A 20,796-nucleotide genomic window follows, 5' to 3' on the forward strand; every position below is an offset into this window, starting at 1 on the left:
CTCTCGGGCAGGCACGGCGCCCCCACTCACTCAGCAGCATTCTTCGGAAGGAATCACCGTGGAGTTCGATGTTCTCGTAGAGATCCCCAAGGGTTCGCGGAACAAGTACGAGGTCGACCACGAGTCGGGCCGGATCTACCTCGACCGGATGCTCTTCACCTCGACCGCCTACCCCGAGGACTACGGCTACATCGAGAACACCCTCGGGCAGGACGGCGACCCGCTGGACGCCCTGGTCATCCTGCAGGCCCCGACCTTCCCGGGGTGCCTGATCAAGTGCCGCGCGATCGGCATGTTCCGGATGACCGACGAGGCGGGCGGTGACGACAAGGTCCTGTGCGTCCCGACGCACGACCCGCGCCTGGAGCACCTGCGCGACATCAACCACGTCTCCAAGTTCGACCGCCTCGAGATCCAGCACTTCTTCGAGGTCTACAAGGACCTCGAGCCCGGCAAGTCCGTCGAGGGCGCCAACTGGGTCGGTCGCACCGAGGCCGAGGCCGAGGTCAAGGCGTCCTTCGAGCGTTTCAAGAACGCCGGCGGGCACTGAGCAAGGACGCGTCAGCGGCCTTGCTCGATGACCATCGAGCAGCGAGTCGCGGCTGAGCCTGCGAAGCCGCGAACCGAGCGTGTCGAGATGTGGCGACGTGCGCGCCGACCTCACCACGTCTCGGCAAGCTCGACGACCGGGCCGCTCGACGACCGGGCTGCTCGACGACCGGGGGCCGCTCGGCGACCGGTCAGGCCTTAACCCCGCGGAAGTAACCGATCGCACCGGACATCCGCAGCGTGACGTCGGTGAACCCTGCCTCGGCCATCCACGCCCGGACCTCCGCCTTCGTGGCGCTCGGCCCGAGCAGTCCGGAGAACCGGCCGACCTGACGGATCGGGAGCGTCCGGAGTCCCGTGTCGTTCAGCAGCGCGCTGCCGGTCAGCACACCACCAGCATGGGTGACCCGCCCCATCTCCAGCACCGCGAGGTGCGGGTCGGGGAAGCAGTGCAGGCCGGTGAACGAGACCACCAGGTCGAACTCCCCGTCGGCGTACGGCAGGTCGCCGACGTCCGCGATGTCCGGCTCGACCTGGTCGGCGACACCGCGCTCGCGGGCCGCCTCCATCGTCCGGTCGAGCATGGCTTGGGCGATGTCGGCGGCGACGTACCGGATCCCCTGACCGCGGCGCAGACCGCGCAGTGCCACGCCCCCGCCGCACGGGACGTCGAGGACGGCCGAACCCGCGGGCTGCCGACCGATCTCCGCGGCCGCGGCGTACAGCAGCCCGAGGTCGCTGCCGATCCCGAGCCTCCAGACCGCGCCCCCGGCACGGGGGTGCTCGACCGACCAGTCGTAGAACGAGGCCCAGAGGGGGTCCTCGCTCCAGCCGCCGAGTCCGGGCACCCGCAGCTTCTCAAGCATCGGCCCTGTCCCCCTCCCGCGTCCCCGGCGCCAGCATCTCGGCCGCCTGCATCTCGGCCGGGACGGCGAACGCGTCCACCAGGGACTCCGCCATCGGCCGCACCTTGCGGCAGAGGTCGCCGATCTCGCGGCTGATGGCCTTGGAACGCTGCGAGGACAGGCGGCCGTGCTCCATCCACCAGCCACGGTCGGCCTCGATCGTGGTGAGCGCGTACAGGTCGCAGAGCAGGTTCAACGCCGTGCGGTTGCCGCCCTCGGGCATCGCGGCGACCTTGGCGACGAAGGCCTCGAGCACCAGGCGCTCGACGTGCGCCCGGGCGGCGCCGATCACGTGGTCCTGGCAGCGGCTGAACACCTCGGCGGGTTCCATGTCGCTGTCCATGCCGCGCTTGAGCCTGCGGGCGACGCCGGAGAGCATGTGCTCCTCGCGCCAGCGGAACATCGTCAGGTGGTACTCCGGGTCGAGGAGACCGGCGTCGACGTCCCCCTTGGACTCGGCGTCGTCCCACCCCGGCACGACGTCCTTGATCCGTTCGAGCAGCTTGTGCACGGCGGTCCGCTCGATCACGGTGTCGACGGCCAGCCCGGCCACGAACCGGACCATGCCGAGCTGGTCGAGCTCGCCGAACGACGACGAGTAGTCGGTGAGCAGACCCTTGGCGACCAGCTGGAGCAGGATGTGGTTGTCGCCCTCGAAGGTGGTGAACACGTCGGTGTCGGCCCGCAGCGCGTCGAACCGGTTCGCCGAGAGGTACCCCGCTCCCCCGCACGCCTCGCGGCACTCCTGGATCGTCTCCGAGGCGTGCCAGGTGCCGAGGGCCTTCGTCCCTGCGGCGCGGGACTCCAGCGCCCGCCGGGTGCGCTCGTCGACCAGCTCGGTGGCGGAGAAGACCGCGTGCAGCTCGCCGGCGAGGACCTCCTGCGCGAAGTGCAGTGCGTAGGTCCGCGCGATCAGCGGGAACAGCCGGCGCTGGTGCAGTCCGTAGTCGAGCAGGATCTCCTCGCCACCGCCGGGGTTCCCGAACTGGCGGCGCCCCAGCGCGTACCTGGTGGCCACCGCCAGCGCGACCTTGCTCGCGTTGATGCCGGCTCCGCCGACGCAGACCCGCCCCTGGACCAGGGTTCCGAGCATCGTGAAGAAGCGCCGGTCGGGGTTGTCGATCTCGGAGGTGTAGACGCCGGTCTCGGTGACGTCGGCGTACCGGTTGAGCAGGTTCTCGCGCGGGATCCGGACACCGTCGAACCAGATCCGACCGTTGTCGACGCCGTTGAGGCCGATCTTGCGTCCGTCGTCGGCGATCCGTACGCCGGGCAGGACGTTCCCGTCCTCGTCGCGGATCGGGACGACGAACGCGTGCACGCCCTCGGACCGACCGCCGATCTCGAGCTGGGCGAAGACGACCGCCAGCCGGGCGTGCGCGGCGGCGTTGCCGATGTAGTCCTTGCGGGCGTGGTCGTCGGGCGTGGTGATCACGAACTCGCGGGTCTCGAGGTCGTACGTCGCCACCGTGCCGAGCGCCTGCACGTTCGAGCCGTGTCCGGTCTCGGTCATCGCGAAGCACCCGAGCAGGTCGGCCTTGATCAGGTCGGTCAGGTAGGCGTCGTGGTGCCGCTTCGTGCCTAGCTGCAGGATCGCGCCGCCGAACAGACCGAACTGCACGCCGACCTTGACCAGGACCGAGAGGTCCCCGAATCCCATCGTCTCGAAGGCAGCGATCGAGGCGCCGATGTCGCCCCCGCCGCCGTACTCGGTCGGGAAGCCGAGCCCGGTCTGCCCGGTCCCGGCCAGCTCGACCACGACCTCCTTGACCCGCTCCCGGAACGCGGCGCTGTCCATCTCGCGCTGGTCCTCCAGGACACCGGCGTACTCGACGAGCCGTTTGCGGGTGAGGGCGCGGACCTCGGCGTAGGTGCCGTCCAGCAGCGCGGTCAGCGCCGGGACGTCGACGACCGGGACGGGCGGGGCTTCAGCGATGTCGGCCATGGCCTCACTCTGCCAGCCCACCGGTTGGCTGAGGAGGGTCAGGGGCGGCCGAAGTAGTTCGGCGGCACCCAGTAGTACATCGAGTCGATGGCGACCGGACGGCCGGTGCGTGGAGCGTGCAGGATCTGGCCGTTGCCGAGGTAGAGGGCGACGTGGTGGATCGAACCCGGGGAGTCGCCCCAGAAAACCAGGTCGCCGGGTCGCAGGTCGTTGACGCCGATGTGCCGGGTCGCGTCGTACTGGGCTGCCGAGAAGTGCGGCAGCGCGACGCCGGCAGCGCGCCAGGCCATCATCGTCAGACCGGAGCAGTCCCAGGCGTCAGGGCCGGCCGCCGCCCACTGGTACCGCTCGCCGAGCTGCTGCCGCGCGAACGCGATCGCCTTGGCCGCCGCCCCGCTGGTGCTGACCGGCGGCGGGTCGGCGGGCTCGTCGTCGGAGGACCCATCCTTCCCGCCACCCTTGCCGCTGTCGTTCTTGCCGTCGTTCTTGTCGTTCTTCGCTGCGGCGGCGGCCGCTGCTGCTGCCTCGGCCCGCGCCTTCGCCGCGGCGGCCCTGGCTGCCTTCTCCTGGGCGATCTGCTCGAGGCCGTTCTGGCGCTGGGTGGCCAGCGCGACCGAGATCTTCTGGGCCTTCGCGAGCTCGGTGATGAGCCGGCGGCGCTGCTCGGCGATGGCTGACGCAGCGGCCTGCGCCGCGTTGGCCGAGGCGGCGGCCCGGTCGCGGGCGGACGCGGCCTTCGCGGTGAGGGCCTCCTGGTCGCGCTTGGCCTCGTCCGCCCGGGCGCGCGTGGTCCTCGCCAGGGTGTCCGCGGCGGCGTACGCGTCGAACTGGTCCTGCAGGGTGGCGCCGACGCTCTGGGTGATGCTGATCCGGTCGGCGATCTCCTCCGGGCCGCCCGGAGAGAGGTACGCCGTGATGCCGGCCAGGTCGGCGCCGCTCTGGAAGCTCTGCGTCGCCAGGGCGGCGATCCCGGCCTTCTGGTCCGCGACCTTCTTGCTGGCCTCGTTCGCCGCGGCCGTCGCCTTCTGGGACGCCGTCGTCGCCTCCTGGAGACGCCACCGGGCACCGTTGTAGGCCTCGGCCGCCTGCTCGGCCCTGGCCGCCGCGGCCTCGAGCTTCGTGCGCGCGACCACCAGCTCTGCACGGATCGCCGAGACGTCACCGGCCTTGCGGGCAGCAGCGGCCTTGGCGGCGTCCACCTGAGCCTTCGTCGGCACCGGCTTGCGGTCGGCGTCAGCGACCGCGGAGAACCCCACGACCGTCGCCGCAGCGACGCTGCAGGCGAGCACGGCTCGGACGCTTCGGCGCACGGGATCGGCCTTGTCTGGTGGGGGAATTCGCGCCCGAGATCCAGGCGCGCCCCTCGACGTTAAACCCCATCAGTCACATGGGGAACAGGAGTCACAGAACTACAAACTTGTAATTCTTCAGCCCCTGCCGAGGCCTGGATCCTCGTCGTCGATCGGCACCTCGGCGGTGGCCGTGGTCGGGTGCGAGCTGCGCCCGCGGCGGTCGAACTTCTGCCCGGTGCCGAGTGCTGCGAGGTACACCGCGGTGAGCGCGATGGCCAGGCCGGCGATGTCGTCGGCGATGTAGTGCCACCCGAAGTAGGTGGTCGCCAGGATGGTGGTGCCGGAGTAGATCCACAGCGTGATCCGGAGCCACTTGCTGCGCAGGGTGTAGTGCCCGACCAGGGCGAGCGAGACCGTGATGGCGACGTGCAGGGACGCGAAGCCCGCGACTGACTGCACGCCGCTGGAAAACGGGTCGAACAAGATGTTCTGACGTCCGTTGAACAGGGCGTCCTGCAGCTGCGCGACGCCGGTGTTCGGCAGGTCGGTGTAGAGCCACGGGAAGAAGAAGTTCGGGCCGAGCGTGGGGATCGCGTAGTAGCTCAGCGTGCCGAGGGACCAGCAGATGCACTGCGAGGTGATGAACCAGTAGCCGAAGCTGACGTTGCGCGACCAGACGGCCCAGATGACCACCGAGATCGGCACCATCGGCAGGAAGATCAGGTAGATGTACGACAGCACGTGCGCCGAGATGCCGGTGCCGAGCATCGAGTGCAGCAGCGAGGACGGGTCGTGGCCGAAGAGCATCGCCTCGTCCATCCGGTGCAGCGCCTGGTCGTACTTCGTCGGCTTGCCGTCGGTGGCCATGATGAACGGCAGGAAGTTCTTCAGGTTCCGGTAGCTGACGTAGGTGACGTAGAAGCTGATCAGACCGATCGTGACGAGCTTGATCCGCTCCTTGGTCCAGTGCTCGCGGATCAGCAGCGACGCCTCCGCCTTGAACCGCCCCGGGTTGCCGCGCGCACGGAACAGGGTCCGCGGCAGCACGTCGGCGACGAAGGCGCCCAGCACCAGCAGCGGCAGCCGGATCCAGGCCGGTCCGAGGAAACCGTCGGGGTCGCGCAGGGGGATGTCGAGGGACTGGCTGCAGATGATGCAGAGCCCGCCCATGATCACCGCGATCGAGACGAGCATCGCGTACCCGTGGCGCTGGGCCAGGCCGGGCTTCCGCCGCTCCGGGGTCGCTTCAGCGGCCTTCGGGGAGGGAGGGGACAGGGTCACGGATCAGGAGTCTATTAGGCGGTCGCCAATTCGTCCGCCCAGCGCCGCCAGGCGGTCGCTCACGACGCGTAGCCTGACCCGCTCGCCGACGCGGACCGCCTGACTCGGTTCGGCCACGCCGGCCAGCGTTCCGATGCCGTCGACGTCGAGCTCGAGGCGGACCGTCTCCGGAGTCCCGCGGACCGCCAGCACGGTGCCCGTCAGCTTCCCGGCCGGGTCGACGACCAGGGCGGAGCGCCGCAGCGCGACCTCGGTCCACTCGGCCTCCGGCGCCACCAGCCCTCGGACGACGTTCGCGGCCCCGCCGCCCAGCACCGTGTCGTAGCCGAGGAAGGTCGCCGTCCACGCGTCGCGGGGGTGCGCCCACACCTCGGCCAGGTCGCCGGTCTGCACCAGCCGGCCGTCGCGCATCACGGCGAGACGGTCCGCGACGGCGAACGCCTCCTCGTGGTCGTGGGTGACGACCACGGTGGTGGTGCCGGCCCGACGCAGGATGTCCCGCACCTCGACAGCCAGCCGTTCGCGGAGATCGCGGTCGAGCGCGCTGAACGGCTCGTCGAGCAGGAGCAGTCGGGGTTCGACGGCCAGCGACCTGGCCAGGGCGACCCGCTGCCGCTCACCTCCGGACAACGTGGCGGTCGCCCGGTCCCCGTAGCCGACGAGGCCGACCAGGGCGAGCAGGTCGCCGACGCGATCGACGGTCCTCGACCGTGACCAGCGCCGGATCCGCAAGGGGTAACCGATGTTGCGGGCGACGCTCTGGTGCGGGAAGAGCTGGCCGTCCTGGAACATCAGCGCGAACCCGCGACGGTGGGTCGGTGTTCGCGCCAGGTCCTCGCCGGCGTAAGTGATCGAGCCGGCAGCCGGATTCTCGAGCCCGGCGACGGCACGCAGCAGGGTGGACTTGCCGCTGCCCGAGGGTCCGAGGACCGCCGTGATCGAGCCGTGCGGGACGTCCAGGTCGACGCGGTCGACCGCGGTGACCGCGGCACCCGACTCGTCGTCGAAACGCACGACGAGGTCGCGCACCTCCAGCCTCTGATCCGGCGCCGCCATCTCAGAACGCTCCCACAGCGCCGGCCCGGACCTTGTCGACCAGGAGCATCGCCACCCCCGTCGCGATCGCCAGGACCACCGATCCGGCCAGGGCCATGCCGAAGTTCTCCGCGCCCGGACGTCCGATGAGCCGGAAGATCACCACCGGCAGCGTCGGGGCGTCGTCGCGGGCGAGGAAGCTGGTCGCCCCGAACTCGCCCAGCGAGACGGCGAACGCGAAGCCGGTCGCGGCGACCAGGGCGCGCCAGGCGTGCGGCACGTCGACGGTCAGTGCCACCCGGAGCGGCCCAGCACCCAGGGACGCGGCGGCCTCGCGCTGCCGCGGGTCGATCGAGGCCAGTACCGGAGCGACGGTGCGCACCACCAAGGGCAGCGCCACCATCGCCTGCGCGATCGGGAGCAGGAGGGAGGAGGTCCGCAGGTCCAGCGGCGGACTGTCCAGGGTGATCAGGAACCCGAAACCGAGGGTCACCGCGGACACCCCGAGCGGCAGCATGAAGATGCCGTCGAAGAGACCGGAGGCCCGCCGCGTCCAGCGTGACCGAGGACGGCGGGAGACCAGGAACGCGACCAGCGTGCCCAGCACCAGGGCCAGGCCGGCCGCCTGCACGGCCACCTCGAAGGACCGGACCAGGGCGCTGGTCGCGGTGACCAGCAGCGCGTTGTCGTCCCCGGTGGTCTGCAGCGCCCGGTAGTTGTCGAGACTCCACCTCCCGTCGACCCGCAGAGATCCGTGCGCGAGGGTGAGCAGCGGGGTCACCAGCAGCCCGATCACGACCGCCGACCAGACGAGCACCGGGACGTCGTGGAGCCCCGGGCGGCGCAGCCGACCGGCCGCCCGGCTCACGGCCGGCGCGTTGCGGCGTACCCGGTAGGAGAACGCCAGCAGCCCGGTGATCACGACGATCTGGAGGACCGAGAGCGCGGCGGCAGCCTGCAGGTCGAGCTCCTGGGTGGTGAGCTGGTAGATCTCGGTCTCGACGTTGGCGTAGCGCAGGCCACCCAGGGTGAGCACGATCCCGAACGAGGTCGAGCAGAACAGGAAGACGACGCTCGCCGCTGAGGCGATCACCGGGAACAGCGCCGGCAGCGTGATGGTCGCGAACACCCGCAGCGGCGGGGCACCCAGCGCGGCCGCCGCTTCCTCGGTACGCCGGTCCAGGCCCTCCCAGAAGGAGCCCACCGTCCGCACCACGACGCTGACGTTGAAGAACACCAGCGCCGCCACGATCGCGGTCGGCGTGCCGTCGAGGTGCAGCCCGCCGAGGGGACCGGAGCTCGCGATCAGCTGGCGGAAGGCGACCCCGGCCACGACGGTCGGCATCACGAACGGCACGACGATCAGGGTCCGGAGGAATCCCTGCCCGCGGAAGCGGATCCGGTGCAGGGCGAAGGCCACCGGGACGCCGAGGACGACGGCCAGCAGCGTCGCCAGACCGGCGGTCCACACGGTGAACCAGAGGACCCGGTGCACTCGGTCGCGTCCGAGCACCTCCAGGACGCTGCCCGGGTCGAACGAACCGTCCGGCCAGAACCCCCGACCGATCATCCCGGCGACCGGGTAGAGGAAGAACGCGCCCAGGACGGCCAGGGGCACCGCAGCGAGTGCTGCGGTGGCGAGGAGACTCCGCCGTGGCACGGTCAGGCGTCTCGCCAGGCTCGACGACCAGGCACCGTCATCGTGTCGTCAGGTCCCGCCAGTCGCGCAGCCACGCGGTGCGGTTCTTCGTGATGTCGGCCGCCGGCACGCTGATCGGCTTCTTCGCCGTCGGCGCGTACTCGGCCCAACCAGCCGGCAGCTTGATCGCGGTGTTGACCGGGTAGACGAACATGTTGTCCGGCAGCGCGGCCTGGAAGTCGTCGCCGATCATGAAGTCGATGAACTTCTGCATCCCGATCGGGTTCTTCGCCCCCTTCAGCACCCCGGCGTACTCGACCTGGCGGAAGCAGGTGTCCAGCAGTGCGCTGGTCGTCGGCTTCGTGCCACCCTCGGGGATCGTGAACGGCGGCGAGGAGGAGTACGACAGGACGATCGGCCGGTCGCCCTTGCCTCCTCCGGCGGAGAAGTCGACCTCGTAGGCGTCGCTCCAGCCGGCGTCGATCTTGACCTCGTTGTCGAGCAGCTTCTGCCAGTAGCCCTTCCACCCGTCCTCGCCGTAGGCGCCGATCGTGGCGAGCAGGAACGCCAGGCCGGGCGAGGAGGTGCTGGCACCCGGGACCACGGTGAGGCCCTTGTACTTCGGGAGCACCAGGTCGTCGAGGGTCGCCGGCGGGGTGACCTTGTTCTCCGCGAACCAGGCGTCGTCGACGTTGAAGCAGACGTCGCTGTAGTCGACCGGGGTCAGGAACGACTTCGTCTGCCCCTCGAGGCGGAACGGCGCGATCGCTGCCGGGGAGACCAGGGGCGCGTACTGGGTCAGCACGTCCTCGTCGATCGCCCGGGTCGCGAAGGTGTTGTCGATCCCGTACACGCCGTCGGCGATCGGGTCGTCCTTGGTGAGCACCAGCTTGTTGGTCAGCGCCCCCGCGTCGCCGTTGGTGGCGATCTTGACCTTGATGCCGGTCTGCTCGGTGAACTTCGCCATCACGTCGTCCGACATCGCCCACGAGTCGTGCGAGGCGACCACGATCGTGGATCCCCGCAGCTCGTCGGCCGCGAGCGGCTTGTCGTCGGTGCTGCTTCCGCAGCCCGCCGCGAGGACCGCGAGCACGAGGGCCCCGGTGGCGAGCAGGCTGGACCTGGTACGAGTACGCATGACTCTCCTTCGACTTCCTTCGCCGGTGCTAACCGGAGCAGGTTCAAGGGTCTGCGGCTGTTCCGCACTCTCAGCGCCTAGACAAAGCAGGGCGCTCCCCTGTCGTGAGGTTCCAGGCTAGTGCATCTCGGCAGGCTCGATGACCGGGGGGATCGTGTAGGACCGGGTGCCCTCCGCGTCGTCGGTGCGCACCAGGTCACCCTTGAGCGCGAGCAGCTCCAGGTGGGCGAGCACCTCGAACGCGGCGAGGACGGCGTCGAACGGACCGAGCTCGGCACGGGTCCGGTTGTGCCGGGTCCACGGCAGCTCGGCCACCACGTCCCAGGCCGTGGTGGCACCGCCGGCCACCGCGTCCTTGCACAGGTCGAGGCGCTCGTCGTGGAACGCGAGCAGGTCGTCGATGCGGCGGTGCGAGCTCGGAGCGATCGGGCCGTGCGCGGGCAGCAGCAGCATGTCCGGCATCGACCGGACCTTCTCCAGCGAGTCGAGGAAGTCGCGCAACGGGTTCTCCACCCAGGCCGGCTCGAAACCGATCGACGGGGTGATCGTCGGGAGCACGTGGTCACCGGCGAACAGCAAGCCGCCGCCGGTGTCGGCGTACACGTAGTGGCCCTGGGTGTGCCCGGGAGTCGCGATCGCGTCGATCGGGCGCCCGCCGACGTCGATGACCAGGTCGCGGTCGAGCCAGACGTCCGGCATGCCGTAGTTGTTGACCGGCTGGTCCTCGCGCGGCATGTTGTCGCGCCACAGGTCGACCAGGTCCGACGCGCCGGCAGCGATCAACCGGGACAGGTTCGGGTCGACGCTGAGCGTCTCGTCGTGCATCAGGTCCATCGTGGCCTTGTCGCCGATGCCGAGGCTGACCTCGGCGCCGGTCTCCTGCCCGACGACCCAGGCCTGCGTGTAGTGGTCCCGGTGCATGTGGGTCACCAGGAACCGCTGGATGTCCTTGACCGTGTAGCCGAGCTTCTTGAGCCCGGCGTCGAAGACCGAGCGCGACTCCGGGATCGCCCAGCCGCCGTCGACCAGGACGAGACCGCTGTCGGTCTCCATCACGTAGACGTTGACCGCGCGCAGACCGTCCATCGGCAGGGGCAGCGGGATGCGGTGGACACCCGGAGCCACCGTCCAGGCGCCCGGCTCGGTCCAGAGGGCGCCCGAGTCGGGGCTGGTCTGGCGGGACGTCTGGCCTGCTGCGACGTGGTCGGTCATACCACCATCATCGACTGACCAGGCCGCGACCGGTGATCAGGGGCAGGTCCTTGGCCACGACGACACCACCAGGGGCGTCGCAGACCGCGCCGACCGCGTTGACCAGCCGCATCGCCGTGGTGATCATCCCGGACACGTTGTGGTCACCGTGCTCACCGTGGTGGTTGAAGTCGACCTTCATCATCGGCTCGCCGAAGATCTCCACCCGGTAGCCCCCGTCGCCCTCGGCCGGTTGCGGCCACTGCGGACCCTGGGCGGGGTTGGTGCGGGTGACGTGGTCGAGCTGCACCCGCGGCACGCCGTCGACGGTCCCGATGACACCGAACTTCACCGCGCCCATCGAACCGGCCGGGACGTCGCACGAGTCGATCTTCAGGTCGACCTCGGACGGGATCCGCTCGTGGTACTCCTCGAGCACCGGGTCGAGCTCGAGGTCCAGGCCGGCGGCGATCTGGCGGACGACCGGCCCCCAGGCCGCAGTCAGCACGCCGGGCTGCCAGAGCATCGCGGGATAGTCCATCGGTCGACCGAACCCGTAGAGGTCCTGCATGACAACCGGCTGGTAGTAGGTCGAGTAGTCGCAGATCTCGCTCACCACGACCTTGTCGATGCGCTGCGAGAGCGACGTCATCACGAGCGGCAGCACGTCGTTGGCGAACCCCGGATCGATGCCGTTCACGTGCAGGCTCGCGCCGTTCGCGGCACCGGCGGCGTTGATCCGGTCGACGTAGGAGTCCAGGCCCGCGCCGTCGGGGAAGGTCAGCACGACCGGCCCGGACGAGATCACGTTGATGCCGTGCTCGACCATCTCGACGAGGTCCTCGAGCGCGTCGAAGATCCTGTCGTCGGTCATCGCCGAGTGCACGACGGCATCCGGCTTCAGGTCGAACAGCGCCTGCTTGTCATTCGTCGCCAGCACGCCGAGGTCGCGGTCGAGCCCGGCGAGACGCCCGGCGTCCTGACCGACCTTGTCGGGGTTGGAGACCCACAGGCCGACGAGCTCGAGGTCCGGACGGGCGTCGATGCCGGCGAGGGCGTGCCGACCGATGGTTCCGGTCGACCAGGCGACGACCCGCTTCCTGTCCGCGCTCATGCCTGCGGCTCCAGGTCGGGGAGCTTGAAGTCCAGGTTCGGGATGTCGAGACCTCCGTCGACCTCGACGATCTTGCCGGCCAGGAACGAGCCCGCCGGGCTGGCCAGGTAGACGACCGCAGCAGCGATGTCCTCGACCTGTCCCACCCGTTGCATCGTGGTCTTCTCGGCGAGCTCGGTCATCACCGCCTCGTCCGAGGCGACGTAGTCGAGCGCGCTGGTCATGATCGAACCCGTACCGATCGCATTCACCCGGATCAGCGGGGCGAGGTCCTTGGAGACCAGTCGGGTCCAGTGCGACAGGGCCCCCTTCGCCGTCCCGTACGCCGCGTACCCGCGGCCCGAGACGCGGCCGATCACCGAGGAGATGTTGACGATCGAGCCGCCGGGGTTCTCGCCCTTCAGCATCAGCGGGACGGCCGCCCGGGTGAGCGCGTGCGCGGTCGCGACGTTGAACTTGAACGCGTCGACCAGGAAGTCCTCGTCGGTGTCGAGGAACGGCAGCGGCATCGTGCCTCCGACGTTGTTGACCACGATGTCGAGGCGGCCGAACTCGTCGTACGCCTTCTGCGCGAGCGCCGCGGTCTGCTCGAGGTCGCTGAGGTCGGCCTTGACCACCAGCGCCCGGCGACCGGCTGCCTCGACCTTCTCGGCGACCTCGGCGAGCTGCTTGGAGTGGCGTGCGGAGATGACGACGTCCGCGCCGGCCTCGGCGAGGGCGACGGCCGCGCCGGCGCCGATCCCGCGGCCCGCGCCGGTGATGACGGCGACCTGGTCGGTGACCTTGAAGCGATCGAGGATGCTCATGCCGGGACTGTAACGTGTTCTAGTTTCACGCGGAAGAGTCCCGGAAAAGCAGGAGAGCCTGCCCCTCGGGGCAGGCTCTCCAGAAGTTGCGGGTCAGGCGGTGACGCCCTCGTGGCGACGACGCGACTGGCGGATGGCGACGCCACCCAGCGCGACGAGGCCCAGGCCGGCGACCAGGAGGATCATCCGCGGACCACCCGTGTTCGGCAGCTCGCCCGGCGGGTTCACGTCCGTGCCACCCGGCACCACGGTGATGTTCAGGGACTTCTCGCAGGTCGTCGTCGCGTCCGGCATCACGGCCTGGACGGTCAGCAGGAAGCTCGTCTCCGAGCTCACCTTCGGCAGCGTGAAGGTCGTGTCGAAAACGTCCGTGTTGGCCTCGCGCACGGTGCCGTTGAACTCGGCACGCCAGTTCACCGCGTCAGCAGCCGCACGACCGAGCCCGTCGTCCGTGGTGATCTGCTGAGAGGTCGCGTGGACCTTCAGGATCGTTCCGCCCTCAGCCTTCTGGGCGTTCACGGTGACGTTGCAGGACGTTTCCGGATAGGCGTAGGCCGACGGTGCAACCCCGAGAGCCACGAACATCGCAGCAAGGGTGGTAACCCCGATCACTATCAGCTTTTTCATCCACTCTTCTCCCGTGTCGGTGCTCGAGCGCCGGTGCGCCCAGCACGTCAGGTGGGTCCTGTCCGTATTCATACAACGACCTGATTACGCGCCCGTTACGGCACGAGTCAGATAAAACCGGTCAAATCGTGCCCGGGGCAACCCGGGCGGTGGTCGATGGGGTTCGAGGGACGCAAAACTGATTTGTTTACGCTCAAACTGGCCCCAACTGGTCTAGTCGGCCTGTGCAAACTACACCCAAGACCGGCACGACCACCACTGTCTTACGGTCACCACCCTAGACGACGAGACCGCCGCCGCGCGCATCGGGAAGAAGTGGACTGGGCCACCACCTCGCGCGAAGTCGCCTAGGGTCTGGCCCCATGACCTCCACGCCCGTCCGTCTGCAGCGCCCCGCGTCCCTCACCCCCGAGTTCCTCCAGGGGCTGGTCGCCCGGGTCCAGGGCACCGCAGCCGTGCCGTGGAACCTGACCGAGGTGTACACCGGGGACGTCCTGGTCGAGCTGCCCCAGTCGACGCCGACCGACATCGAGCGGGCCTTCAGCGAGGCCCGGGCTGCGCAGAAGACCTGGGCGGCGACACCGCTGAAGCAGCGCCTCGAGGTCTTCGAGAGGGCCCACACCCTCCTCATCGACAACGCGCACGTGGTCGCGGACCTGATCCAGGCCGAGAGCGGCAAGAACCGACGGATGGCGCTCGAGGAGACCTGCGACCCGCCGATGGTGATGAGCCACTACATCAAGCGAGCCCCCCGGCTGCTGACGCCGAAGCGTCGCGGCGGCCCGGTTCCGCTGGTCTCCAGCTCGACCGAGGTACGGGTCCCCAAGGGTGTCGTCGGGATCATCGCCCCCTGGAACTTCCCGTTCGCGACCGGCCTGTCCGACGCGATCCCCGCGTTGATCGCCGGCAACGCCGTGGTGGTGAAGCCGGACAACAAGACCGCCCTCTCCCCGCTGTACGGCATCGCCCTGCTCGAACAGGCCGGACTGCCGAAGGGCCTCTTCCAGGTCGTCTGCGGCGAAGGCCCCGACATCGGCCCGACGCTCATCGACAACGCGAACTACGTCATGTTCACCGGCTCGACCGGGACCGGCCGGGTGATCGGCGAGCGCGCCGGCCGCAACCTGATCGGGTGCTGCCTCGAGCTCGGCGGCAAGAACCCGATGATCGTGCTCGAGGACGCCGACATGGACGAGACCGTCCAGGGCGCCCTGTTCGGCGTCTTCGGCAACACCGGTCAGATCTGCATGCACATCGAGCGGATCTACCTGCCCGAGAGCCGGTACGACGAGTTCCGCGACAAGTTCGTCGCCGCGGCCGAAGGCCTGACGATGGGGGCGTCGTACGACTTCGGGCCCGAGCTCGGCTCGCTGGTCTCCCCCGACCACCGCGAGCGGGTCGCTGCGCACGTCGCCGACGCCGTCGCGAAGGGCGCCACGGTCCTCACCGGCGGCAACAAGCGCGACGACATCGGCCCGGCGTTCTTCGAACCCACGGTGCTGGAGGGAGTAACCACCGACATGCTGGCCGGTTCGACCGAGACCTTCGGCCCGGTCGTGGGCCTGCACAAGTACGCCACTGTGCGCGAGGCGATCCAGCTCGCCAACGACACCGACTACGGCCTGAACGCGTCGGTGTGGGGCAAGGACATGAAGGCTGCGCACCAGGTGGCGCTGCAGATCGAGTCCGGCAACGTGAACATCAACGACGCGCTGGCCACGGCGTACGCCTCGAAGGGAACGCCGTCCGGTGGCGTGAAGCAGTCCGGCGTCGGCTCGCGTCACGGCGACAACGGGCTGACCAAGTACACCGACGTGCAGAACGTCGGCGCCCTGAAGAAGCAGGTGATGGGCGTGCGTCCGGGCCAGGACTACGACGAGTACGCGAAGAGCATGCTGTCGGGTCTCAAGATGATGCGGAAGCTGGGCATCCGGTAGGGATCCCGAGCGCGGGGGTTAGCACCTCGATCACCCTCTGCTGACGACCGCGTGGCTCGTGATCGCCCGGGCGATCACCTTCCCGTCCTGCGTGATCTCGGCCTCCGCCGAGGCGATCCGCCGCCCTGCGGTCACCACCCGGCCGAGGCAGACCAGGGTCGAGCCGGGCAGGGCGGCACGCACGTACTGCACGCTGAGCTGGACGTGCGGCGCAGCGGACCCGGCCGGCAGCCCGCTGTGGGCTGCCCATCCACTGGTCGTGTCGAGCAACGAGCTCAGGTAGCCGCCGTGCACGATCCCGCCTCCGTTGCAGTGCTCCGGGCCGGGGTCGCCCTCGACGTGCGCGACCCCGTCGGTGAGGCTGACGTAGCGGAAGCCGAGCAGCGCTGAGAACGGTCCCGGCGTGGGGACTCCGGGCGCGAGGCCGTGGGGGACAGACATGCGCCGAGGATAGTCAGGACGCCGCCGCGCGCCCGATGTTCGCACGCAGTCCACCGACGGTTCGCCGACCGGCCACCGGTCCTCCCGAGAATCGAACGGCACCTCCCGGAAGTTCACGCGCCATTCAACCCCGAGGAACCATGGACCTCAGCGACATCGTCGTCTGCTCCTTCTACACCGCCGACGACTACTACCGCGACCACGCCGACCGGCTGGCCAAGAACCTCAGCGACCTCGGGATCCAGGGTGAGCTCGAGGAGATCGTCAAGCAGCCCGGCGAGGACTGGGCGGACATCTGCCGCAAGAAGATCGCCTTCCTCGGGGAGCTCTGCGACCGCAACCCGGGGCGCAAGGTCTTCTGGATCGACGTCGACTGCCAGCTGCTCGGGCTGCCCGACTACGTGCGCGACTCCAGCGCCGACCTGATCGGCTTCCAGCGCGGTTTCGGCGCCCCGAGCACGATCGGCTACGCGAACCGGACCCGGTTCTGGGAGCCGTGCTTCTTCGGCATCAACAGCACCCCGGCCGGTCGCAAGTTCATGGCCGACGCCGTAGCGCTCGAGGCCGGTGCGGAGATCAAGGCGACCGACGACTACTTCTTCGAGGAGTCCTGGCGCAGCAACGCCGCGGCCATGACCTTTCAGGTGATCCCGTCGGCCGCCGTCGTCGGTCGCGCCGACCACGGCGTCACGACCTTCTTCTCCTTCGGCTCCAGCGGCAACGTCGCGGAGTTCAAGTCCAAGGTCGTCCAGCACGACCAGGTCGCCGGCGCGACCGCGCGCAAGGCCGGCAGGGGCCGCAAGCGCGCCCGGAGACTGGCACTGCGCTGGGCCAAGGCGACCGACAAGAGGCTGACCCGGATCTCCGGACCGCTGGCCGGTCGCCTCCGCGCGACCGCCGACCGCAGCGGCCTGACCCACGTGCTGACCCGCGGCGCGCACGACGCCGGGCCGTCGCGGCACCGGCAGGCGCTGGTCAACCACCTGGTCGCTGCCGGCCAGCGCGGTGAGCTGGAGAAGGTCCGCGACCTGTCGGCCCGCCTCAGTGCCAGCAGCATCCCGTCGGCTCCGGAGGTCGGCGCCCAGAAAGCTGCCGAGTCGTTCGCGCACTACGCCCTCGAGGGCACCGGCGACGTGCCGGTCACGCTGACCTGGTGGCCGCGCCCGTTCCCCGGGAACTTCGGCGACTGGCTCAGCCCGCTGGTCGTGCAGAGCACGGCGCAGCGTCCGGTGAAGTACCTGGCCCCGACCGCGCCGAGCACCCAGCCGCACCTGGTGGCGATCGGGTCGATCGGTCGGTTCATCCGGGCGCGCTCGATCGTCGTCGGCACCGGCATCTCCACCGAGGACGTCGAGCTCAGCACCAAGGCCTCCTACCTCTCGGTTCGCGGCCCGGTGACCGCCGGCCTGCTCCGACGCCAGGGCGGGCCGTCGGTCGACAGCCTCGGCGACCCCGGCGCGCTGGTGCGTCGGGTGCTGCCGGTCGAGCTCGGAGCGACCAACGGACGCACCGCGCTGGTGCGCCACTTCACCCACGCCAACCTGCCGATCACGCTGCCCGAGGGCTTCGACGAGCTCAGCGTGCTCGGCTCGCACCCCGATGACCTGGCCGCGTTCGTCGCCACCCTCGCGACGTACGACGCGGTGGTCACCAGCGCGATGCACGTGATGATCGCCTGCCACAGCTACGGGATCCCGTGCTCGCTCATCGGTTTCAACGGGTTCGAGGACGCGGTGCACGGCAGCGGCATCAAGTACCGCGACTACGCGCTCGGCGCCGGGCTCACCGAGCCGTGGGATCCGGTCCCGGTCGACCTCGACCTGCGTCGTACGTCGTGGCGCGACCTGGTCCGCACCGAGAGGATCACCGACGCCAAGCTCGACGAGATCCAGGACGCCCTGTCCCGGGGCATCGCCGAGTACCTGACCCGGGTGGGCTGATGTTCCGCGACTTCTCCCGGGCGTTCGCGGAGCTGTTCACCGCCCGCAGCAGCCGCTGGGAGATCTCCGGGCTGCTCCTCCTGCTGGCGATGCTGCCGGTCTCCGAGCTCGTGGTCACCCGGATGTTCTCGCACCTGATCCTCTCGGGACCGGCGCAGTACCGCGAGGACCCCGATCGGGTCGTCCTGCACGGCAGCATCTTCTTCGTCGCCTACGGCCTCAGCCGTGCGCTGCACCACCTCGTCCGGCTCAACCGGGTGCGGGTCTTCCGCCGCGGGTTCGACGCCTCCGGGACGCAGCGGACCGCGAGCAAGGAGGCCTGGAGCTGGGCCGCCGCGTTCGAGCTGTCGACCGCGCTGGTCTCGCTGATCCAGGTCGCCGCGTTCTGCACCCTGTTCGCCTTCCTCGACCTCGGCTTCGGCCTCGCCAACGTGCTCATCACGGCCGCCGTGCTCTGGCTGGTCGCCACGATCTACCACCGCCAGCTGACCCACCAGGTCTCCTACCTGGCCGAGGGCAGCCGCCCCGGCAGCACGACGGTCGGTGACCGGGTGGGCAAGCGGATCCGCGACGCCGAGCTCGGAGCCGTCGTGGCCAGCATCGCGATGGCGTGCTCCCTGGTGGTGGTCCTCTACCGTGCGGTGCACGGGTCGGTGCACGGGGCCGACGCGATCGTGCTCTTCATCGGGCTACGGATGATGTACAGCCAGGTGGGCAACCTGTCCGCCAGCGCGATGCGGTTCGCCCGGGTGAAGGCCCGCCTCACCGCCGGTCGCGCAGGTGCGGCGGAGCCCGACCCGGACGACGAGCTCAGCGACGCCGAGGACCTTGCCGACGACGACGCCGGCGAGCTCGAGGGACCCACCACCCCGCGCCCGGCCGTCCCGACCGCGCACCGCGCGACGCTGACCAAGCAGATGCTGCTCGCCGGTCAGGACGGCGACCTCGCCGGCGTACGGCGGTTCGCCGACCGGCTCGCCACGAACGTGGTCCCGATGCAGTCCGAGCACGACGCCCAGCTCGCCGCCGAGGCGTTCGCCCTTGCCGCGGCCGGTGCCGGCGAGGGCGAGGCGGTGCGGCTGATGTGGTGGGCACGTCCGTTCCCCGGCACTGTCGGGAACTGGCTGAGCCCGCTGCTGGTCGGTCGGCTCACGGACCGTCCGGTGGTGTTCCAGCCGCCGGGCTCGGAGACCGACGAGCGCCACCTGGTCGGCGCAGGGTCGATCCTCGGCTCGGTGCAGCGGTCCTCGGTCGTCGTCGGGACCGGCGCCCTGAACGCCGATGCCGCCCTGCAGACCGGCGCGAGGTTCGTCTCGGTGCGCGGCCCGCTGACTGCGGAGCTGCTGCACCGCTCCGGCGGTCCGCAGGTGACCAGGTACGGCGATCCGACCGTGCTCGCGTCGCGGGTGCTGCCGGTCGAGCGTCGGCGTACGAACGGGCGTCTGGCGTTCGTCCGCCACGTGAGCGACCTCGAGGTCCCCGTCGTTCTCGGCGGCGGCATCGTCGAGGTGAGCGGCAAGGCCTCACGGCCCGGTGACATCGAGGACCTCGTCCGGTCCCTGGCCCGGCACGACGGTGTGATCAGCAGCGACTCCAGCGTGGTCGCTTTGTGCCACAGCTACGGCATCCCGTGCGCCCCGGTCGCCTTCGGGGAGGACGACCTGCTCGGGTTCGTGTTCGCCGACTACGGCCTCGGCGTCGGCATCGGCGAGGTGGTGCCGACGCCGGTTCCGCCCGACCTGCGGCTGACCGACTGGTCGCCGCTGCTGGTCACCCGGACGATCTCCGCGGACGTGCTCGACGGCATCGAGGCAGCGCTGAGCGCCGGTGTCGACGAGCTCGCCGCCGTCCGCACGCCCTGAGGTCCGTGGCTCCGGCCCCGCGGTCACTCGCTGCCGTCACCGGGCACGGAAGAGGAACCCGATCCCCCAGGACAGGTGCATGAGCGCCATCGCCACCGGCACCCGGCGGCGCACGTGCCAGGGGTGGCGACGCCCCTCGTGCAGACCCAGCGCGGTGATCGCCGCGAGGTACCCGAGCGGTGCCGCCAGCCCGATCAGCAGCCAGCCCGCCAGCAACGGGGCCTGCGCGGCGAGGAGGACGCCGAGGACGATCACGACCACGGCGACCGGCGGCGCGAGGTAGCGGGCGCTGACGGTGCCCGGGTGCTCGCCGATCACGCGACGGCGCCAGCCGCCGGTGCGGAACTGCTGGCGCGCGAACGAGCGCCAGTCCGACCGCGGACGGTAGGTGACGCCGATCGACGGGTCGAACCAGACCTGGTGGCCGGCCGTGCGCAGCCGGTGGTTCAGCTCCCAGTCCTGGGCCCGCAGGAAGGTCTCGTCGTAGCCGCCGACCGACGCCAGCGCATCGCGGCGGAAGGCACCGAGGTAGACAGTGGGCTGCTCACCGGCCTCACCGCCGACGTGGAAGGCGCCGCCACCGATGCCGAACCGCGAGCTCATGCTCACCGCGACCGCCTCGGAGACGGGACCGTCACCGACCGGCACCATCCGCCCGCCGACGTTCGCAGCCCCCGTCGTCCGGAGCACCTCGACGATCCGGCTGACGTAGTCCAGCGGGATGAACGCGTGCCCGTCCACCCGGATCAGGTAGTCGTGGCTGGCAGCGGCGATCGCCGCGTTCAGGCCGTGCGGGGTGAAGAGGTCGGGGTTCTCGACCAGGCGCAGCCGCGGCTCGCGCAGGGCGAGCTCGAGGGCCAGCCCCCAGGTGCTGTCGACCGACGGCGCGACCGCCAGGACCAGCTCGATCTCGCCGGCGTAGTCCTGGGCGAAGACCCGGCGGACGCTCTCGGCCAGGCCCGCTTCCTCGTCGCGGATCGCCATGAAAACCGACACGGGAGGGTGCAGGTCGGTCGGTGCCGGCTGCCGCTGCGTCGCGACCAACCGGGAGAGGGCGGTCGGGCCGGGAAGGTTCATCATGCTCGTCATCGCGT

Annotated in this window: 17 protein-coding genes and 1 riboswitch; of the genes, 4 read left to right on the forward strand and 13 right to left on the reverse strand. The window is 70.2% G+C overall.

Features of this window, described 5'->3' with window-relative positions:
- The first annotated feature begins 52 nt into the window (after window positions 1-52).
- Window positions 53-550 carry an inorganic diphosphatase gene (locus ABIE44_RS07055; RefSeq protein WP_502912755.1) on the forward strand — a complete coding sequence of 166 codons (498 nt, stop codon included), beginning with the start codon at window positions 53-55 and terminating at the stop codon, window positions 548-550.
- Window positions 551-740: 190 nt separating this feature from the next.
- On the opposite strand, the gene ABIE44_RS07060 is transcribed toward ABIE44_RS07055, so the two are convergent.
- The 11 genes from ABIE44_RS07060 to ABIE44_RS07110 all read right to left on the reverse strand — a co-directional run bounded on the left by ABIE44_RS07060 (window position 741) and on the right by ABIE44_RS07110 (window position 13,522).
- Entirely contained in the window at window positions 741-1,415 is a 675-nt protein-coding gene (locus ABIE44_RS07060) for a class I SAM-dependent methyltransferase (protein WP_209720231.1), read from the reverse strand.
- Window positions 1,408-3,399 (reverse strand): acyl-CoA dehydrogenase family protein, encoded by a 1,992-nt coding sequence (locus tag ABIE44_RS07065; protein WP_209720228.1) that lies wholly within the window; start codon window positions 3,397-3,399, stop codon window positions 1,408-1,410. The genes ABIE44_RS07060 and ABIE44_RS07065 overlap by 8 nt, the downstream gene beginning before the upstream one ends.
- A 38-nt stretch (window positions 3,400-3,437) precedes the next feature.
- The gene (locus ABIE44_RS07070) at window positions 3,438-4,709 is read right to left on the reverse strand and encodes a C40 family peptidase (RefSeq protein ID WP_209720225.1); all 1,272 of its coding nucleotides are present in this window, start codon (window positions 4,707-4,709) and stop codon (window positions 3,438-3,440) included.
- Between the two features lie 117 nt (window positions 4,710-4,826).
- Complete coding sequence (locus tag ABIE44_RS07075; RefSeq protein ID WP_354437906.1) at window positions 4,827-5,972, reverse strand: phosphatase PAP2 family protein; 1,146 nt, start codon at window positions 5,970-5,972, stop codon at window positions 4,827-4,829.
- Window positions 5,973-5,975: 3 nt separating this feature from the next.
- The gene (locus ABIE44_RS07080; RefSeq protein ID WP_209720223.1) at window positions 5,976-7,028 is read right to left on the reverse strand and encodes an ABC transporter ATP-binding protein; all 1,053 of its coding nucleotides are present in this window, start codon (window positions 7,026-7,028) and stop codon (window positions 5,976-5,978) included.
- A 1-nt stretch (window position 7,029) separates the two neighbouring features.
- A complete protein-coding gene (locus ABIE44_RS07085; protein ID WP_354437907.1) occupies window positions 7,030-8,667 on the reverse strand; it encodes an ABC transporter permease in 1,638 nt (545 codons plus the stop codon).
- Between the two features lie 37 nt (window positions 8,668-8,704).
- On the reverse strand, window positions 8,705-9,784 hold the full coding sequence (locus tag ABIE44_RS07090) for a thiamine ABC transporter substrate-binding protein (protein ID WP_209720220.1): 1,080 nt from the start codon (window positions 9,782-9,784) through the stop codon (window positions 8,705-8,707).
- A riboswitch (TPP riboswitch) is annotated at window positions 9,782-9,895 on the reverse strand. Its footprint overlaps the gene before it by 3 nt.
- A 6-nt stretch (window positions 9,896-9,901) precedes the next feature.
- The gene (locus ABIE44_RS07095; protein WP_209720218.1) at window positions 9,902-10,996 is read right to left on the reverse strand and encodes an MBL fold metallo-hydrolase; all 1,095 of its coding nucleotides are present in this window, start codon (window positions 10,994-10,996) and stop codon (window positions 9,902-9,904) included.
- A 7-nt stretch (window positions 10,997-11,003) separates the two neighbouring features.
- Entirely contained in the window at window positions 11,004-12,089 is a 1,086-nt protein-coding gene (locus tag ABIE44_RS07100) for an NAD(P)H-dependent amine dehydrogenase family protein (protein ID WP_209720215.1), read from the reverse strand.
- Window positions 12,086-12,895 carry an SDR family oxidoreductase gene (locus ABIE44_RS07105; RefSeq protein WP_209720212.1) on the reverse strand — a complete coding sequence of 270 codons (810 nt, stop codon included), beginning with the start codon at window positions 12,893-12,895 and terminating at the stop codon, window positions 12,086-12,088. The genes ABIE44_RS07100 and ABIE44_RS07105 overlap by 4 nt, the downstream gene beginning before the upstream one ends.
- A 93-nt stretch (window positions 12,896-12,988) precedes the next feature.
- Complete coding sequence (locus ABIE44_RS07110) at window positions 12,989-13,522, reverse strand: LPXTG cell wall anchor domain-containing protein (protein ID WP_209720210.1); 534 nt, start codon at window positions 13,520-13,522, stop codon at window positions 12,989-12,991.
- Between the two features lie 362 nt (window positions 13,523-13,884).
- Between ABIE44_RS07110 and ABIE44_RS07115 the strand changes: the two genes are divergently transcribed.
- Window positions 13,885-15,459, forward strand: coding sequence for a succinic semialdehyde dehydrogenase (locus ABIE44_RS07115; protein ID WP_209720207.1), 1,575 nt, complete (start codon window positions 13,885-13,887; stop codon window positions 15,457-15,459).
- A gap of 30 nt (window positions 15,460-15,489) precedes the next feature.
- Here ABIE44_RS07115 and ABIE44_RS07120 read toward each other — a convergent pair whose 3' ends face one another.
- The gene (locus ABIE44_RS07120; RefSeq protein ID WP_209720204.1) at window positions 15,490-15,900 is read right to left on the reverse strand and encodes a PaaI family thioesterase; all 411 of its coding nucleotides are present in this window, start codon (window positions 15,898-15,900) and stop codon (window positions 15,490-15,492) included.
- A 140-nt stretch (window positions 15,901-16,040) separates the two neighbouring features.
- Between ABIE44_RS07120 and ABIE44_RS07125 the strand changes: the two genes are divergently transcribed.
- Entirely contained in the window at window positions 16,041-17,840 is a 1,800-nt protein-coding gene (locus ABIE44_RS07125) for a polysaccharide pyruvyl transferase family protein (protein ID WP_209720202.1), read from the forward strand.
- Window positions 17,840-19,702: a glycosyltransferase family protein gene (locus tag ABIE44_RS07130; protein ID WP_209720199.1), complete on the forward strand. Its 1,863-nt coding sequence runs from the start codon at window positions 17,840-17,842 to the stop codon at window positions 19,700-19,702. The genes ABIE44_RS07125 and ABIE44_RS07130 overlap by 1 nt, the downstream gene beginning before the upstream one ends.
- 36 nt (window positions 19,703-19,738) lie before the next feature.
- Here ABIE44_RS07130 and ABIE44_RS07135 read toward each other — a convergent pair whose 3' ends face one another.
- Window positions 19,739-20,791 carry a glycosyltransferase family 2 protein gene (locus ABIE44_RS07135; protein ID WP_354437908.1) on the reverse strand — a complete coding sequence of 351 codons (1,053 nt, stop codon included), beginning with the start codon at window positions 20,789-20,791 and terminating at the stop codon, window positions 19,739-19,741.
- Between the last annotated feature and the right edge of the window lie 5 nt (window positions 20,792-20,796).

This window comes from Marmoricola sp. OAE513, from assembly GCF_040546585.1.
Taxonomy (GTDB): Bacteria; Actinomycetota; Actinomycetes; order Propionibacteriales; family Nocardioidaceae; genus Marmoricola.

What these genes read in the sequence shown, in the direction of transcription:
- ABIE44_RS07115 (WP_209720207.1), top strand. Translation starts at nt 13,885, where the DNA reads ATGACCTCCACGCCCGTCCGTCTGCAGCGCCCCGCGTCCCTCACCCCC.
- ABIE44_RS07135 (WP_354437908.1), bottom strand. Translation starts at nt 20,791, where the DNA reads ATGACGAGCATGATGAACCTTCCCGGCCCGACCGCCCTCTCCCGGTTG.
- ABIE44_RS07125 (WP_209720202.1), top strand. Translation starts at nt 16,041, where the DNA reads ATGGACCTCAGCGACATCGTCGTCTGCTCCTTCTACACCGCCGACGAC.
- ABIE44_RS07105 (WP_209720212.1), bottom strand. Translation starts at nt 12,895, where the DNA reads ATGAGCATCCTCGATCGCTTCAAGGTCACCGACCAGGTCGCCGTCATC.
- ABIE44_RS07090 (WP_209720220.1), bottom strand. Translation starts at nt 9,784, where the DNA reads ATGCGTACTCGTACCAGGTCCAGCCTGCTCGCCACCGGGGCCCTCGTG.
- ABIE44_RS07130 (WP_209720199.1), top strand. Translation starts at nt 17,840, where the DNA reads ATGTTCCGCGACTTCTCCCGGGCGTTCGCGGAGCTGTTCACCGCCCGC.
- ABIE44_RS07110 (WP_209720210.1), bottom strand. Translation starts at nt 13,522, where the DNA reads ATGAAAAAGCTGATAGTGATCGGGGTTACCACCCTTGCTGCGATGTTC.
- ABIE44_RS07100 (WP_209720215.1), bottom strand. Translation starts at nt 12,089, where the DNA reads ATGAGCGCGGACAGGAAGCGGGTCGTCGCCTGGTCGACCGGAACCATC.
- ABIE44_RS07095 (WP_209720218.1), bottom strand. Translation starts at nt 10,996, where the DNA reads ATGACCGACCACGTCGCAGCAGGCCAGACGTCCCGCCAGACCAGCCCC.
- ABIE44_RS07120 (WP_209720204.1), bottom strand. Translation starts at nt 15,900, where the DNA reads ATGTCTGTCCCCCACGGCCTCGCGCCCGGAGTCCCCACGCCGGGACCG.
- ABIE44_RS07065 (WP_209720228.1), bottom strand. Translation starts at nt 3,399, where the DNA reads ATGGCCGACATCGCTGAAGCCCCGCCCGTCCCGGTCGTCGACGTCCCG.
- ABIE44_RS07060 (WP_209720231.1), bottom strand. Translation starts at nt 1,415, where the DNA reads ATGCTTGAGAAGCTGCGGGTGCCCGGACTCGGCGGCTGGAGCGAGGAC.
- ABIE44_RS07080 (WP_209720223.1), bottom strand. Translation starts at nt 7,028, where the DNA reads ATGGCGGCGCCGGATCAGAGGCTGGAGGTGCGCGACCTCGTCGTGCGT.